This is a genomic window from Palaeococcus ferrophilus DSM 13482, from assembly GCF_000966265.1.
Classification (GTDB): domain Archaea; phylum Methanobacteriota_B; class Thermococci; order Thermococcales; family Thermococcaceae; genus Palaeococcus; species Palaeococcus ferrophilus.
Genome location: NZ_LANF01000012.1, coordinates 25,158 through 40,657 on the forward strand (window position 1 = coordinate 25,158; position 15,500 = coordinate 40,657).

The window sequence follows — 15,500 nt, forward strand, 5'->3', positions numbered from 1 at the left end:
TTTATAAAAGAGTCACGCCTCCCTGAGGGGGAGGGCCCGCCTTATGCGCTCTATGAGTTCCTCCTTCTTTTCCGAATCCTGGAGGGCTATCTCGAGCACCTGGTCTATGGTCTCAACGGGGAATATCTCTATCTTCTCGGCCTTGTCCTTGCTGAGGAAGACGTCCTTCTCGTTCGCCTTGGGGATTATTACCGTCTTTATGCCCGCCTCGATGGCAGCCTCTATCTTTGGTGTCGCCCCTCCTATTGGAAGCACCTCGCCGCGGACGCTTAAGGAACCGGTCATGGCCACATCCTGCCTTATCGGTATCTCTTCAAGGGCCGAGATGACGGCGGTTGCGACGCTTATGCTGGCTGAATCTCCTTCAACGCCCTCGTAGGTCTGGAGGAACTGGACGTGGATGTCGTACCTGCTTATGTCCTCACCCTTGTAGCGCTTGATTATCGCCGAGACGTTCTGAACTGCTTCTTTTGCTATCTCCCCGAGCTTTCCGGTGACTATTATTTTGCCCTCCTCTTTGCTGGCGGCGGGTGCGACGACGGCCTCTATTGGCAAAACAATACCACTCTGCTCGCCTATGACCGCCAAACCGTTCACCCTTCCTACCTCGCCGCCCTCGCTCTTTATGACCTGGTACTCCTTCTTGTTCTCTATGTACCAGTCCGCGAGCTGCTTCTCGAGGGGCTTGGCCATCCTTAGGGCCTTAAGCACGTGCTCCCTCGTCACGTAGTTGTAGCCCTCGCGTATCGCCATGTCTCCAGCAGCCCTCACGACACCGCCGAGGTCGCGGAGGCGGAGCGTTAGGTGTCCCTTTCTTCCGGCTCTCTTCTGGGCCTCCCTCACTATCTCCTCAACGGCCTCCTTCGTGAAGTGGGGTATCTTCCCATCACGCTTAACCTCTTGTGCCACGAACTGGACGAGCTTCTTCCTGTTCTCGAGGGTGTCCGGCATGGTGGTTCTCATGTAGACCTCGTAACCGTACCCCCTTATACGGGAGCGCAACGCGGGATGCATCTTCTCTATGGTGTCGAGGTTTCCGGCGGCCACCAAAATGAAGTCGCACGGTACAGGCTCCGTTCTCACCATCGCACCGCTTGAGAGCTCGCTTTGGCCCGTTATGGCGTGTCTCTTCTCCTGCATCGCGGTAAGGAGGCTCTGCTGCATCTTTATGCTGAGGGTCGCTATCTCGTCTATGAAGAGGACGCCCTTGTTGGCCCTGTGTATCATTCCGGGCTCAACGCGCTCGTGGGCCGGCGTCCCAAGTCCGCCGCTCTGGAACGGGTCGTGCCTCACATCGCCGAGTAAAGCGCCAGCGTGTGCACCCGTGGCGTCAACGAAGGGCGCCTTGTTCCTTCCGCAGTTGTCAATGAGGAGTTTTGGCACCATGGCCTGGCTCTTCAGGCGGAGGTTTGATATGGCCATGAGGGACACTATGAAGACGAACATTCCGAAGAGGAGCGTTTCGGCGCTCGGACTCATTATGAGGGCCAGCACCACGACGAAGAGCACCGCAAGCAGGAGGTAGGACTTTATGTTTTCCTGCTCCTTGGCCTTCTGGCGGTAGCGCTCGACTATTTTCTTCCCCTGGCAGGCCGGAACGGTCTTGATCCTCGGCATGTTCTCGTCTTCGGGATTCGGAAAGACCAGAACGTCCTCCAGCTCCTCCGTGGGGAGGAGTTCGGCCATGGCCTGACCGAGCATTGACTTGCCGGTTCCGGGCTCGCCTATGAGGAGGACGTGCCTCTTCTGCTTGGCGGCGGTTTTTATAACCTCCACGGCGTGATCCTGACCAATAACCTGGTCTATGAGCTTTTCGGGAATTTTAACCTCCTCGGTGGTTTCAAACTCCACCCCGAGCTCAAGGGGCTCCCCCGCTGTGAGCTCCCTTTCAACCTCTCTCTCATCCATGGCTCACACCTTCCTCTCCCTGCTCTCCATTAAGATGGACATTTTATAAAGGTTTGCCGGGATGGGTTGAACCGTTGCATTCTTCGGGAGAATCCAGAACGGTCAGGTTTCCCAGTAACGGCTGGATGTTGGGGTTATGTGGGCCTTTCTTATCCCATTCCACCCCCGCCTGGCATTTTACCTTGGAAAGAAGGGTTCTCCAGGGGATGCTCCCCCTATGAACCCATCTACCTGGTTCGTGGGGATGGTGGTTGAGGGTTTTGGGATAATGCGGTGGAATCTATGAATGCTCAATCAATACACTTTACATGGAGATGCTCTATGAGAACCCGGCCACTGAAACCGACGTCATTCTTCTCTAAGCTCTCTGGAGGGGCATAAAGAGAATGATGAAAGTAAGAGGGATAGAAGTGGAAAAGAAAGACCAACATCTTGTCTTTCTTTTTCTACGGTAGAAAACTTTATAATGATGACCTTCTACTGCATAATGGTGGTGAAAGTGCTCAAAGTCCAAGTCAGGAAGCACATCAAGAGGCAAAAGAAGAGGGGTAAAGCCTATAACGTCGAGCAGAGGCTTATTTACATCCCTTCAAAAGTCGAGCTTCCGGAGAAGGTTTACCTCCTCACACCAGAGGAAGTTCAGGAGCTGGCCGAGCTGATTCCGGCAGAGAAGAGACCAAGTTGGCTGGTGGTGGAATGAAGACTCTCGTGATTTCCGTGGATAGGAGCAGACAGAAAAGAACTATCTACGCCCTCGTAGAGATAGATTATAATAATCTAAGTGAACTCCGAAAACGTGGGGGCTGGCTTAAGCACATTGCAGAACTTAGAAAACAGGAAAAAAGAAATTACGTTGCGAAATTTCCAAAAAGATTTGCGGACATTAAACCCCTTCTCAAGAGAGTTATTATAACCCCTTCCTTCAAAGAGATCAAGGATGAAATAATAAACATGGATAAAGAGATTAGAGTCCTCATAGTGGATGACACCGTTCTTAAAAAGCTCGAAGAGTATAAAAGCCGGAAAAACATCTTCAAAGAGAGTGTTGCCAAAAACAGGCGGGAATTCCATCACATTGTTTTGCTTACTGACAATCTAGCATACATTTCCCGCGAGATTTACGAGAAGAACCGTAATCCGAACGCACTCAAAAAAGAACTGCGGAAAAGGGGAATACTGTGAAGCCCTTCTCACGGTGCATCCCTGGCTTCATGAGGGTCTGCCAGGGCCACCACTCAAAGGGCCAAGTATACAATTCTCGTATACTTCCCATTATACTGTGAAGTATAAGGGATATATAAAGATTTCTTCGAAGATTTCGATACTGTCAGGATAACTGGGGCATCACCTCCTGAAACCATTCGGTAATATTGCCCGGAAGATTAGGTAATCCGGACGGCTAATACTTCCCGGCTCTCAACATCAATAGCCGCCCAGAAGTACCACTTCCTCCCGTTGATCTTCACCACAGTCTCATCAACTGCAATGAAATTCCGCTGTTTTTTGAGTGCTAAGAGTTTTGGTTGGTAAACTGCTTCTGCTGTTTTTTGAATTGTTTCCCAGACGGTTGTGTGGCTGATTCTGTGATTAGAAATTCCTAACAGGTATAAAACGTGGCATTCAAAGGTTTGTGGTTCTTTTGGAGTTCGCCAGTCGTTGCAGGGATTCCTCCTAAAATTCGCGAGAGGAGCGAATTAACTTCCATCCAAGCTTGTTTTTAACTGAGTTCGCTTTTTAATCGACGCCCGAAGGGCGTCAGGGGAAGGAACTCTTTCCGCGCGGCTAATAAAGGAAATTCACTCCCGAACACAGCATAGTGGAGGAAATCCACTTGTTATTTTGGTATCTTTTAAGAAGAACCACGAACCTTGATCAAACTTCGCGCAGGCGAAGTTTGTTAGACTTATGGTGCCCCGGCCGGGATTTGAACCCGGGTCGCGGGATCGAGAGTCCCGCATGATTGACCGGGCTACACCACCGGGGCTCGATATTAGGGGTGAGGGAGCCTTTAAAAATCTTTTGTTTTTGTCGAGGATACTGTCAGGATAAGCTGAGGGGTTATGTTTAAATCTAGTTGTGTCACCTCAGAAAAAGTGGTGGAGAAATATGAAGGCTGAAACCATTATTTACTGGCTGGTCTCAGCCTTAAACCCTTCTCGCAGGAATAGAATCCCAGTGGAGGAGAAAATTCAGGCGATAAGCCTGTACTCACAGGGTTTAAGTTACAGACAAGTCGCCAGAATCCTCGGAATCGTACAGAAGGGTCCCAGAAGGCTGGTGGTCAGTTACCCTCACAGTATCAACGGTCTGTTCGTCACTCCTTGGCTTTCAGATCTCTTATGAGTTCCTCTAATGCCTTATTGGCCTGAATCCTTGAATAGAACTCGTATTCCCTTTTTATGAATTGATAGTGATCCCTTTCGTCCTTTGCTAGTTCATACATGATTTTCTTATGCTCTGGCTCTTGTAATAGGTCCATGATCATTAGATAAATCCTCTCTGCAAGCTGTTCGGCTTCCATTGCTATCTTCAATACATCCAAATAGTCCTGTACAGTCTTCAGGCGGTAATCCTTTTCTACAAACGTCTGGACCCAGCTCTTGATTTCAGGATTATGGGGGGTATCGTTTGGAAACAGGCTTTTAAACAGTTTTCGAAGCTTTCTATCGTGCATAATCTCAATATCTAAAAACTTTTTGAATGTCTCCTTTGGATAACCCTCTGGGAGATGAGTATAAAGAAATTGGTACATGTCGGAGGAATCTATCTCTCCAAGGAGGGCATAGGACAGAATATCTTTTAGGGGTCTACCTCTTAGCTCTTCCAGCGATTGTCTTACACTTTCTGAGATACTGGCTTTCTCCATGAATATTTCAAGTGCTTTGCTCATGGCCTCACCCCCTTTAAGGAATATCATAAAGCAATATTTTAAAGTTTCTTTTGGGTAGTATCTCAAGGGTTATGTATAAATTATGAAATATGTAAAGGAATTAGAAGAACAAAACGACGGCGTCTCCTATCACCGCCGTCTCGACCTCTTCTCCCTCGCTGAAGACCGCCTTCCTGAGCACGATGTCCTCCTTGGCCAGCTCGACCCTCTGGCCCTCTACCTCGAACTCGACCTTTCCGCTCTCCTTGAGCGCCTTTGCAACCTCTTCCGCGTTCTCCTTGAGGTAAGCGGTTATCTTCGGCACGAGCTTTCCGTAGCGCGGTCCCACCGTCCTGAAGTTCGGCTTTATCTCGATGATCCTCTCCTCAAGCTCGGGCTCGCCCCTGATTATCTCAAGCTTCTCGATGTTCATGGTTCCCGCGATGTCTTTCTCGATGGCCTTGAGAGCCTCGTAGGAGTCGGTCGCGTAGATTGCCACGTGCTTGAGCTTGGCGTTGAGCGAGAGGCCGTGGCCGTTCTTGTAGCGCCTCATGGCACCGACTATTTCGCGGGCGAGCTCGCCGAGCCTCTCGGCCTCCCCGTCAATCTTGCCCTCGTTGTACTTCGGCCATTCGAGGAGGTGGACGCTCCTGGCACCGACGTGCCCCTTGAACATCTCCTGGTAGAGCTCCTCGGTGATGTGGGGAGCGAGCGGAGCAAGGAGGAGCATCACGTTGTAGAGCAGCTCGTAGAGGGCAGCCTTTGCCTTGAGCTTGCTCTCCTCGTCGTCGCCGTAGAGCCTGTATTTGACCATCTCGATGTAGTCATCCGCCACCTCGTGCCAGATGAAGGTCATGAGCTCCCTCGTGAGCAGGTTGAAGCGGTACCTCTCCATCTCCTCCGTGGAGAACTTTATAACGCGGTGGAGCCTGCTGAGTATCCAGCGGTCGAGGGGTTCGAGCTCCTCCGGAGCCCCCGCCGGGTCGAAGCCTTCCAGATGGCGCTCGGCAAAGCGGTAGATGTTCCAGACCTTCTGGAGGAAGCGGTAGTTGTAGTCAACGGTCTCCCACTTGAACGGGTGATCCTCTCCCGGAGGTGCCAGAGCGGTCCAGAGCCTTAGGGCATCGGCACCGTACTTCGGGATGACCTCGTCGGGAGCGACGACGTTGCCGTAGCTCTTGCTCATCTTCCTTCCGTCCGGGCCGGCGACCATACCGTTGATGAGGATGTCCTCCCAGGGCTTCTCCCCGGTGAGTACCCACGTCCTGAATATCGTGTAGAAGGCCCACGTCCTTATGATGTCCGTTCCCTGCGGCCTGAGGGCGGTGGGGAAGTTGTGCTTGAACCAGCGCTTGGCATTCTCATCGCCCTTGAGTGCATCGTGCCATTTGCTTATTATGAGGGCGGTGAGGCTCGAATCAACCCAGCAGTCGAGCACGTCCGTGACCGGCTCCGGGTCGCTTCCGTCGGAGCACTTCCTCGGCGGCTTGTCAAAGCGCGGGTCTACCGGAAGGTCCTCCTCGTCCGGGAGGATTATCTCGCTGTTCTTGCACACCCAGAACGGGATAGGCGTTCCGAAAACGCGCTGCCTGCTTATGACCCAGTCCCAGTCCATGCTCTCGGCCCAGTCCTTCAACCTTAGGAACATGTCGCTCGGATACCAGTTTATCTTCTCGGCCACCTTGACTATCTCCTCGGTGAAGTCCTTCACCTTGATGAACCACTGCTTCTTTGGAAGGAGCTCGATGGGCGCCATACATGAGCTCCTCTCCGTGTGTCTCAGAACCCTGTGGTGCACCTTCTTCTTGTCGTAGAGGAGGCCCATCTTCTCGAGGTCTTCGGCGATCTTCTCCTTGGCCTCCTCGGCCTTGAGCCCCTCGTAGGGCCCGGCGTTCTCGTTCATGGTTCCGTCCTCGTTGATGGCTATGATAACGGGCAGGTTGTAGCGCTTCTGCCAGACTACGTCCTGCTCGTCACCGTAGGTACAGTTGTAGACCGCTCCAGTTCCGAACTCGGGGTCAACGTCCTCATCCGCTATAACAGGAACCTCGCGCTCGAATATCGGGAGCCTCACCTTCTTTCCAACTACGTCCTTGTAGCGCTCGTCCTTGGGGTGGACGAAAACTGCCACACAGGCCGGCATGAGCTCGGGCCTCGTGGTGGCTATTGGGACATAACCAGAACCATCCGCCAGCGGGAGCTTGATGTAATAGAGGAAGCCGTCCTCCTCAACGTAGCCAACCTCTGCCTTCGCCAAACTCGTCCTGCACCTGGGGCACCAGTAAACCGGGTGCTCCGAGCGGTAGAGCATTCCCTTCCTGTAGAACTCGAGGAGCGATTTTTGAACGGCTGCCTTGTACCAGTCGTCCATCGTGTGGTATTCCAAATCCCAATCGGCTGAGTAGCCTATCCTTATGAACTGGTTTCTCATCGCTTCTATGGCCTGCCAGGTCCACTCTATACACTTTTTGAGGAAGAGCTCGGGCTGGTCCTTGCTTATTCCGAACTCCTTCTCGACCTTGAGCTCGGTCGGGAGGCCGTGGTTGTCGAAGCCCTGCGGGAAGAGCACGTTGTAGCCGGTCATCCTCTTGTAGCGCGCGATTATGTCAATCCACGTGTGGCTGAGAACGTGGCCGAGGTGGAGCGTTCCGCTCGTGAACGGAGGGGGCGTATCAATCGCGTAGCTCGGCCTCTTTTCGTCGAGCTCGTACTTGTATATCTTCTCATCGAGCCAGAACTTCTGCCACTTGGGCTCAATCTTCTCGGGTTCGTAGTTTTTAGGAAGCATGGGCATCACCTTTAGTCCCTTTTTTGGATGGCTCAAACTCAGAAGAGGGGTTTAAAACATTTCCCGGTGGCGCCTCGACTAACCCAAAACGCTTGGTTCTCTGGCCTGGGTCATATGCACATCCATGGTTTTCGATGGACGATAGGCACCACCGAACCCCATAAGGAGCCACTGCTTTAAAAAGTTTTCGCGCGACCGTGGCACGGAAAGCCGGCTTGTCAAAAGGGAAATGTCAAAATGAAAACTGACCTCCCCCTGAAGGGCGAGGCCTTCGGAAGAAAAAGGTAAAGGGCTCTCAACCGGGCTCAAATGCTTCCTCGAATTCCCTCTCAATGGCCTTCGGCGCGGTCAGGAGGCTGGCCACTATCATAACGACCGCCGAAACTAGGGCGCCGCTGACGTATATGTACTCCCAGTAGCTGAAGCTCACGAGTCCCGCTATTCCCACAATCGCCGTTAGGGAACCGGCGAGCATGCCGAGCAGTGCCCCCTCCTTCGTCGCCCGCTTCCAGTAGATTCCGAGTATGAGGGGCACGAAGACGCCCGAAGTGTAGATGTCGTAGGAGTATATGAGGAGCTCGACTATGCCCTGTATAGTCAGCGCCGCCACGAGGGAGAGGAGCCCTATCACCACGGTTGTCACTATGGAGAGCCTCAGCAGCTTCCTGTCGTCGGCCTCCTTTGCGAAGCTCTGGTAGAAGTCCTTTACCACGTGCGATGTTGCAGCAGAGAGCAGTGAGTCCGCCGTGCTCATAACCGCCGCGAGGATTGCCGCCACGAATATGGCCCCCACACCGCTTCCGAAGACAGTGATGACGAGCTTGGGAACGGCGGTCTTTGGTGAGTCTATTATTGCCTGGGGGTCGTTCGAGAGTGCGAGTGCGAGCATCCCCGCGAGTGCAGGCAGTATCGAGAGCGCCATGAGGAGCAGGCCGCTGTATATGGCCCCCTTCCTGGCGGTTCCTTCGTCCTTAGAGGCGAAGAGCCTCTGGTAGAAGTCCTGCCCTATGAGTGTGTACATCACCGTGGCAGCTAGGGTGAGGGCGAGGAGAGAGAATCCCAGTGAGGTGAAGTTAAAGTACTCGCCCGTCGCCTGGGGCAGGTTTGGAACGTTTGCCAGGCTTGCCCTGAGCCCTCCGAAGCCCCCCACCTTGTTCAGTCCGAGGATAACCGCGATGAGCACCCCAACGCTCCCGAGTATCACCTGGATGAAGTCCGTTAGCGCCACGGCCCACAGCCCCGAAAAGGCGGTGTAGGCGATGAATATCAGCGTGGCAAAGACCGCTCCCGCGGTTCCCGGAAGCCCTATTGCCTCGAAGACGGCCGAAGCTGCCCATACCTGCGCTCCAAGTATCCCAACGAGGGCCAGGAGCGATAGTGTCGCCGCAAGAAGCCTTATCGTCTTGCTCTTGTACCTCATCTCCAGAACGTCGGGGACGGTGTACAGAGCCAGGGCACGCATGGGCTTCGCGAGGGTTACACCAAGGAGCAAAAGCCCCAGCCCGCAGGCAAAACCGTACCATATTCCACCTAACCCGTAGGTGGCTCCCCAGCTAGCTCCGCCGAGGATGAAAGCCACCACCATAGTGAGTGGCTGCAAGAGTCGCTGTGGTCAGTGCCAGTCCAAGTCTCCTCCCGGCCACGAGAAAATCGGCCGAGGTCTTAATGTACTTCCTTGCGTACGCTGATATCCCTAGCATCGCTCCCATGTAAACCAGGAGTGTTGTCCAAACTACGTCCATTTTGCGCACCTCTTCGAAAGTACAAAAGGGCCAAGCTTGAAAATCATTTAAACTTTGTGGCTGTAAAATTGTCAAAATGACAACAACCATTCGGAGCCGATAGAGGAAGCGTTATATAAACTGAGGGCTTAATCTAGGACAGGTGATTGCATGAAAAGGGTGGTAACGGTATTAATGCTCCTCGCCCTGCTCTCGGGGCTGGGAAACGTACATGGGGCCGTGCTAATAAGCAACCCCAAGCCACCGATAGTTCTCCTCGGGACCCCGTATCCCCAATACCTCTCGGTGCTCCCCAACGAGACCTTCGATGCCTACTTCTACATCGTTGAGGATATAGACGTTGAGGAGATAAACTTCTACTACCGCGTCAACGAGGGCGAATGGATAAAGCGCTACTCCGATAGGGTTCCGATAAACGAGAATCCAGCTATGTACGACTACTTCTTCAGCAGGTTCACAACGACGAACTTCACGCTAAGAACCGAATACAGGAAGGCGGAGATACCGCCCCAGCCGGCCGGCTCCAGGGTGGAGTTCAAGGTGGTGGTCAAGGACAAAGAGGGGCACGTGGTCGAAAGCGAGAGGGGCTTTTACATAGTCTCCAACCCGGAGGGGACGCGCGTACTCATAGTTGACCCCACGATAGAGGCGAGGCTCTTTATCCAGAACTGGGAGAACATAGAGGCCATGGTGAACGGTACCAAGAAGGGCTACCCCTACAATCTGAGCGATTACGAGTCCAGACTCTCGGAGCTGGCGCCGTTGAGGGGTTACATAGACTTCCTTCCAGAGCACCACTGGGAGCTCCTCGGTGAGAGGTACAGAATAGGCATAATATCCCCCGATGAGCTCGAGGGCGCCCTTGAGGACTTCAACCCGAAGGTTGTCATACTGTCAAACCTCTGGCGGAACGAGTGGTCTCTCTCGGAGGGAGAGGTGGCGGAGCTCGTGGACTACCTCAGGAGCGTCAACGGTGGTTTAATAGTAACCCACGGCACACTCTACGATGGAACCGTCTACGCGGATGGCACGGTGGAGATGCTGGGTACCAGGAACATTGGCACCCTCAAAAACTTCAAGAAGAGTCTTGCAACGGCCCTCGGTCTCTACATGCTCCCGCTGGTTGAGAGCACCAAGGACGAGTCCTTAAAGGCTGGAAAGGCAGCTATAGCGGAGATACCTGCAGTGCAGCCCTTCATACCCTCCACAGGCAAGCTCATCTCCAAGGATTTGAGCCTCATCTCCGGGCCGGTTGAGTTCGCCAACGGCACCTACGGCGAGTTCGGCTGGCAGTACCTCCTCCCTGAGAGCAGCATAGGCTTCGCGAAGGAAAAGATAAGGGCCAAGAAGAAGGACTTCAAACCCGTGCTGGAGAAGCTCATGAACGTTGAGGCGGCCAAGTTTGGAAAGGCCGCCTACGACAAGGCCCTCTACGCCCTCGACTTCCCGCTCGTTGACGCGGTAAGGAACGCTGAGTTCGCCGATGACAGCGTCTCCCTAACGGTGGGAACAGATACCGTAACCGTCAGCCCCGACCCCTCCACCCTCGAAAAGCTCAGGCTTTTAAGCGCCATCAACGGAGACCTCGTCGAGATAAAAGCCCTCTCCAACGACTACCTGCTCTCCGTCATCACGAAGGACGAGAGGAGCAGGGGGGACGGCATAAGGAGCGCCTACATTTCCTTCTCAATAGAGAACGGCGGTGAGGACGAGTTCACAATTCTAAGCAGCCTCGTGGACTGGGCCTCCAAGTTCGAACCCGTTAGAACCTTCGCCCCTGGGATACAGGTCACGATACTCTCCAATGATATTGACTGGGCCGTTAGGGGGGAGGAGTTCGCCAGCAGGCTAGGTGAGATGGGCGTCATGGTGAACAGGGTGACCCCTGATCAGTTCGATGGTGCCAAGGATTCGAGGATAATAGTAATCCTCGGAGGACCCAAGGCCTACGACGGCGTTGGAGACTACGTGAAGGAGGCCCTGACCCCCGAGGAGCAGGAGGCCATAATAAAGGGCGAGAGGGGCATCTTCGTTAAGCGCGACGTCTGGGGCAAGAAGCAGATCGTGATAGTGCTCGCGGGTCAGGGGAGAACGGAAACGGGACAAAAAGTGGAGAGGTACGAGAACGCCATTGACTCGGACTACCTCAGCTACCTGGCCGAGTTCCTGCTCGGCTGATCTTTTTTAAATTATCAGGGAGACAAGGTCCCATATAGCCTTCTCCGGGTCCTTAGCCTTCGTAACGCCGCTCGCGAGGAGTACACCGACGCTTCCAAGTTCGAGGGCCTTCTTGACGTCCTCGCCGGTGCTTATTCCCGCGCCCGTGAGAACTCCAACCTCGGGGTTGACCTTCTTCACGAGCTCGACCGTGTTGGTGACGACCTCGGGCTGGGCCTTGCTCACGGGGATTCCAGTGCCTATGAGTTCCGGAGGCTCAACCGCCACGTAATCAGGTCCGAGGGCGGCCGCCGCCGCTGAAACGGCAGGGTTGTTTGTGCAAACCATCGTCATTAGTCCAAGCTCCTCCGCCCTTGCTATGGATGCCTCGAGGTCCGCCAGAATCATCCTCCTCTCGGAGTGGTTGAGGAGCGTTCCAACGGCCCCGGCCTCCTTCACGCTCTCCGGGAGTATGTGCCCCGTGTGGCTTCCCGGCTTCACGGGGTCTATGTGCTGCGCAAAGACGGGTATCTCGACCTCGCTGGCTATGCGGTAGAGGTCGGCGGGCTGGGGGGCTACCACGAGCGTTATTCCCGTCTCCTTCCACACCTTCTCGGCAGCTTTGGCTATCCTAAGGGCCCCATCGCCGGTGGCCTCTATGTAGGTCTTGAAGTTTATCGCTATAATAGGCTCCTTCAGCTTCACGTGTATCACCGTAAGTGAGTTGCGTTTATTCCTTAAATGCTTTATCTATTTGGGCGGGAAGACCCCTTCTGAAAGGGAGGGATGAAAGCCAGCAACCATTAAAAACTCCACCTATTAAAAAATAATAGGTGGTCGCCCACGTATCTCACCCAAAAGAACCACCTTCGAGCGGACAAGAAAACCTACAAACTCCTCAGGACGCTAACACACCTATCCAAAGACCTCTACAACATCACCCTCTACACGGTTAGACAACACTACGAGCTGAACGGGACTTTTCTACCCTACACAAAAGCATACCACATAGTTAAGAACAGTGAACCTTACAAGCTCTTACCGAGCCAAGTCGCACAGCAAACGATGAAAATCGTGGAAAGGAACTTCCGCTCATTCTTCCACGTGCTCAACGAGAGAAAGAAGGGAAACTACAACAGACCCGTGAGACCACCGAAATACCTTCCGAAAAACGGCCACTTCGTCCTAATCTTCCCATACCAGTCCTTCAGGGTAAAAGAAGACAGGATTATCCTCACCCTCGGAAAGAACTTCGCCGAGAAGTATGGCGTTAAACACCTTGAAATCCCGCTTCCAAAGAACGTTAAAGGCCACAGGATTAAGGAAATTCGCATTCTTCCGAGATACAACGCTCTCTGGTTCGAGGTCGAATACGTCTATGAAGTCCAGCCTGAGGAGAGGGATTTAGACCGTTCAAAATACCTCGCCATTGATTTGGGTCTGGACAACTTCGCCACCTGTGTTTCCACCACTGGGACGGCCTTCATAATCGAAGGTCGGGGGTTGAAGAGCTTCAACCGGTGGTGGAACAAGGAGAAGGCGAAGCTCCAGATCCAGTATGACAGGCAGGGAATTAAGTTCGGGCGAAAGATGGCGTGGCTTCTCAAGAAGCGGAAGAACGTGGTGAACGATTTTATGAACAAGGCGGTAAGCTACATCGTGAACTACTGCCTTGAGAACGGTATTGGGAACGTCGTCATCGGGGAGCTGAAGGGAATAAAGCAGAACGCCAATCTCGGAAAGAGGAACAACCAGAGCTTCCAGTTCGTTCCATACGGCCTCTTCAAGCGGAAGCTCAAGGCAAAGTGCGGGCGGTATGGTATTAACTACATCGAGGTTGATGAGGCCTACACGAGCAAGGTTGATGCCCTCGCCCTCGAACCGATTGAAAAGAGGGACAAGTATCTTGGAAAGAGGGTGAAGCGTGGCTTGTTCCAGTCTTCGACTGGTGTTTTGATAAACGCCGACGTGAATGGTGCTTTGAACATTTTGAGGAAGGTAGCCGGCGATTCTCCCGTTGGGGAGATAGCCGGTAGTGGCCTCGTGAACAGGCCTGTGAGGGTTAGGCTACCTTGGGGTGGTCTAACTCCTCACGAAGCCCCGTCCGTGAGGGCGGGGTAGTTCACCTAGGGCGAATAGCATAAAAGCTCCGGGTGTGAAATTATTGCGGTGGTGGAAATGGAGAAACCGGTCGAGCTGGTTCTCCCCGACGTTGAGGCGCCGGTTCTCATAGAGGGCTACCCGGGAATAGGCCTCGTTGGGCACATAGCGGCCAACTTCATCGCCAGGGAGATGGGGATGGAGGTAATAGGGCACGTGGAGAGCTCCTTTCTGCCCCCCATGGCCCTGATATTCGAGGGAACTCCCAACCCTCCCCTGCGCTTCTACGGGAAGGACAACATCATAGTGGCCGTGGCGGACGTTTACGTGACACCAACGCTCGTGAACGAGATCGCCAGGGAGCTCGTGGCTTATTTGAAGGAACACGACGCGGAGAAGGTAATATCCCTCGGAGGCATGGGTATAGGTATGTTCAAGGAGCAGATGGACGTGTGGGGCGTTGGGAGCAGCGAAGAGGAAAAGGGCGAACTCGAGAGCGCGGGCATCAAGGTGCTCCAGTACGGCTCGATAATGGGGATAAGCGGGAAGCTCCTCCTCGAGGCAAAGAAGGCAGGTTTGAAGGGCTACGTCCTCCTCGGAGAGACCTTCGGGGACAGGCCCGACCCGCGGGCGGCCGCCAGCGTCATAGAGGCGCTCAAAAAGCTGACGCCGCTTGAGGTCTCCACGGAGCCCCTGCTCAGAGAGGCGGAGATGATAGAGGAGCAGCTCAGGAGAATGCACGCCCAGATGGAGGCCGCGAGAAAGAAGACGGAAAAGGAGTACGAGAGCGTTTACCTGTGAGGTGGGAGCATGGAAATGGTAGTTCTTGTGGGGATTTCAAGGCGCGCCCTTGACTCCCTCATCCACAGCCCCAGGAAAACCCTCGAGTTGAGAAGCGCCCGCAACATCGAGGCGCTCTCCCACGTTAAGACAGGAGACAGGGTTTTTCTAACCTACGACACCTTCCACGATGTGACTAAGGGGACGGGGGGCATAATAGCTGAGGTTCTTCACGTGGAGAGCATGGAGCAGAGGCTGCCCTGGGAGGAGAGCGACGAGCGAGAGGTCATGGTCTGCAGGGTTCAGCTGAGGCTGAGGGGCCTTGGAAAAGTGGTCGAGCTCGAGAGGAAGGATGGAGTTATAAGGGCCCTCGTGAGGGAGATGCTGCCCCACGAAATGGCAATGGGTTAAAAGGAATCGAGCGTTTTTTGCTTCCCCTTTTTGCGCTCCCCCTTTGGGGGTTTGACCTTCCTGAACTCCAGCCCCTCCTTCTCGAGTAGCTTTTTAGCCCCCGAGGTGAGCGACGGGGCGACCAGAATTCCCCTCACGTTCTCATACTCCTCCCTCATGTCCTCAACGTAGCGCTTGAGCTGGCTAACCGCGTGGAGATCCGCCCTCCGCCTCTTGAGCTCGAGGATGACTATGTTCCCATCCCTGTCCCTGCCGAATATGTCCACTATGCCGTGCTTTATCGGCTTCTCGCGGAAGAGGGGCTTGAAACCCTCCTCTATGACCTCGGGGTGGTCGAATATGTAGTCCCTCATCTCCGCCTCGCTGCCTATGAGGGTTAGCTCCTCGCTGTCCTCAGCCTGGAAGTAGGTGGCGAGGTAAACCTTCAGTAGCTCAACTTCGAGAGTCTCCCTCGGCTTCCTCCTCACGCTCACGAGCCTTAGTTTCTCCCTCTCAAAGAACACGGAACTGCCCGGTGGCTGCCAGTTTACGGGCTCCCTCTTGTTCCTCTGGTGGATGAGGAAAGAGCCGTCGGGCTTTATGAGGATGACCCTGTCACCCTCCCCGAGCTCGCTTTTGGCCCTGCCGTCGTAGTAAACTCTGCAGCGGGCGAAGATGGTTATTATGGCCTCGCTCGAAAGCCCTTCGCTTATTATGCTCTCCAGTTCCTCCGCGCTTGGGTTCTCAAGTGCCCTGAGCTTCATGG

Annotated in this window: 12 protein-coding genes, 1 tRNA gene and 3 pseudogenes; 7 read left to right on the forward strand and 9 right to left on the reverse strand. The window is 54.0% G+C overall.

The window, feature by feature from the left end:
• Nucleotides 1–12 precede the first annotated feature (12 nt).
• Complete coding sequence (gene lonB / locus PFER_RS07000; RefSeq protein WP_048150386.1) at nucleotides 13–1,908, reverse strand: ATP-dependent protease LonB; 1,896 nt, start codon at nucleotides 1,906–1,908, stop codon at nucleotides 13–15.
• Nucleotides 1,909–2,398: 490 nt separating this feature from the next.
• Between lonB and PFER_RS07005 the strand changes: the two genes are divergently transcribed.
• Both PFER_RS07005 and PFER_RS07010 read left to right on the forward strand, forming a co-directional pair.
• Entirely contained in the window at nucleotides 2,399–2,608 is a 210-nt protein-coding gene (locus tag PFER_RS07005) for a t26-17p (protein ID WP_245612487.1), read from the forward strand.
• A complete protein-coding gene (locus PFER_RS07010) occupies nucleotides 2,605–3,090 on the forward strand; it encodes a hypothetical protein (RefSeq protein WP_048150391.1) in 486 nt (161 codons plus the stop codon). Before PFER_RS07005 ends, PFER_RS07010 begins: the two co-directional genes overlap by 4 nt.
• 203 nt (nucleotides 3,091–3,293) lie before the next feature.
• On the opposite strand, the pseudogene PFER_RS12015 reads toward PFER_RS07010, so the two are convergent.
• Both PFER_RS12015 and PFER_RS07015 read right to left on the reverse strand, forming a co-directional pair.
• Nucleotides 3,294–3,593 (reverse strand): annotated as a pseudogene (locus tag PFER_RS12015) (IS6 family transposase); the annotation flags it as partial.
• 221 nt (nucleotides 3,594–3,814) lie between these two features.
• A tRNA-Glu gene (locus tag PFER_RS07015) sits at nucleotides 3,815–3,892 on the reverse strand.
• Between the two features lie 122 nt (nucleotides 3,893–4,014).
• On the opposite strand from PFER_RS07015, the pseudogene PFER_RS12020 reads away from it, so the two are divergent.
• A pseudogene (locus tag PFER_RS12020) lies at nucleotides 4,015–4,161 on the forward strand (IS6 family transposase); the annotation flags it as partial.
• 61 nt (nucleotides 4,162–4,222) lie between these two features.
• Here the strand turns inward: PFER_RS12020 and PFER_RS07025 are convergent.
• From PFER_RS07025 to PFER_RS07040, 4 genes are all read right to left on the reverse strand, one after another.
• Nucleotides 4,223–4,798 carry a ferritin-like domain-containing protein gene (locus tag PFER_RS07025; RefSeq protein WP_048150396.1) on the reverse strand — a complete coding sequence of 192 codons (576 nt, stop codon included), beginning with the start codon at nucleotides 4,796–4,798 and terminating at the stop codon, nucleotides 4,223–4,225.
• Between the two features lie 100 nt (nucleotides 4,799–4,898).
• Nucleotides 4,899–7,565 carry a valine--tRNA ligase gene (locus PFER_RS07030; protein WP_048150398.1) on the reverse strand — a complete coding sequence of 889 codons (2,667 nt, stop codon included), beginning with the start codon at nucleotides 7,563–7,565 and terminating at the stop codon, nucleotides 4,899–4,901.
• Nucleotides 7,566–7,860: 295 nt separating this feature from the next.
• Nucleotides 7,861–9,150: a sodium:solute symporter family protein gene (locus PFER_RS07035; protein ID WP_084593932.1), complete on the reverse strand. Its 1,290-nt coding sequence runs from the start codon at nucleotides 9,148–9,150 to the stop codon at nucleotides 7,861–7,863.
• On the reverse strand, nucleotides 9,119–9,307 hold the full coding sequence (locus PFER_RS07040) for a hypothetical protein (RefSeq protein WP_048150402.1): 189 nt from the start codon (nucleotides 9,305–9,307) through the stop codon (nucleotides 9,119–9,121). The genes PFER_RS07035 and PFER_RS07040 overlap by 32 nt, the downstream gene beginning before the upstream one ends.
• 150 nt (nucleotides 9,308–9,457) lie before the next feature.
• Between PFER_RS07040 and PFER_RS07045 the strand changes: the two genes are divergently transcribed.
• Nucleotides 9,458–11,485: a hypothetical protein gene (locus tag PFER_RS07045; RefSeq protein ID WP_048150405.1), complete on the forward strand. Its 2,028-nt coding sequence runs from the start codon at nucleotides 9,458–9,460 to the stop codon at nucleotides 11,483–11,485.
• 6 nt (nucleotides 11,486–11,491) lie between these two features.
• Here PFER_RS07045 and tpiA read toward each other — a convergent pair whose 3' ends face one another.
• Entirely contained in the window at nucleotides 11,492–12,169 is a 678-nt protein-coding gene (gene tpiA / locus PFER_RS07050; RefSeq protein ID WP_048150407.1) for a triose-phosphate isomerase, read from the reverse strand.
• Nucleotides 12,170–12,334: 165 nt separating this feature from the next.
• On the opposite strand from tpiA, the pseudogene PFER_RS07055 reads away from it, so the two are divergent.
• The 3 genes and pseudogenes from PFER_RS07055 to PFER_RS07065 form a co-directional block, all read left to right on the forward strand.
• Nucleotides 12,335–13,585: pseudogene (locus tag PFER_RS07055) on the forward strand (RNA-guided endonuclease InsQ/TnpB family protein); the annotation flags it as partial.
• A gap of 57 nt (nucleotides 13,586–13,642) precedes the next feature.
• Complete coding sequence (locus PFER_RS07060) at nucleotides 13,643–14,365, forward strand: proteasome assembly chaperone family protein (RefSeq protein WP_211255079.1); 723 nt, start codon at nucleotides 13,643–13,645, stop codon at nucleotides 14,363–14,365.
• A gap of 9 nt (nucleotides 14,366–14,374) precedes the next feature.
• The gene (locus PFER_RS07065) at nucleotides 14,375–14,755 is read left to right on the forward strand and encodes a DUF473 domain-containing protein (RefSeq protein ID WP_048150409.1); all 381 of its coding nucleotides are present in this window, start codon (nucleotides 14,375–14,377) and stop codon (nucleotides 14,753–14,755) included.
• On the opposite strand, the gene nucS is transcribed toward PFER_RS07065, so the two are convergent.
• On the reverse strand, nucleotides 14,752–15,498 hold the full coding sequence (gene nucS / locus PFER_RS07070; protein ID WP_048150411.1) for an endonuclease NucS: 747 nt from the start codon (nucleotides 15,496–15,498) through the stop codon (nucleotides 14,752–14,754). The genes PFER_RS07065 and nucS overlap by 4 nt on opposite strands.
• Between the last annotated feature and the right edge of the window lie 2 nt (nucleotides 15,499–15,500).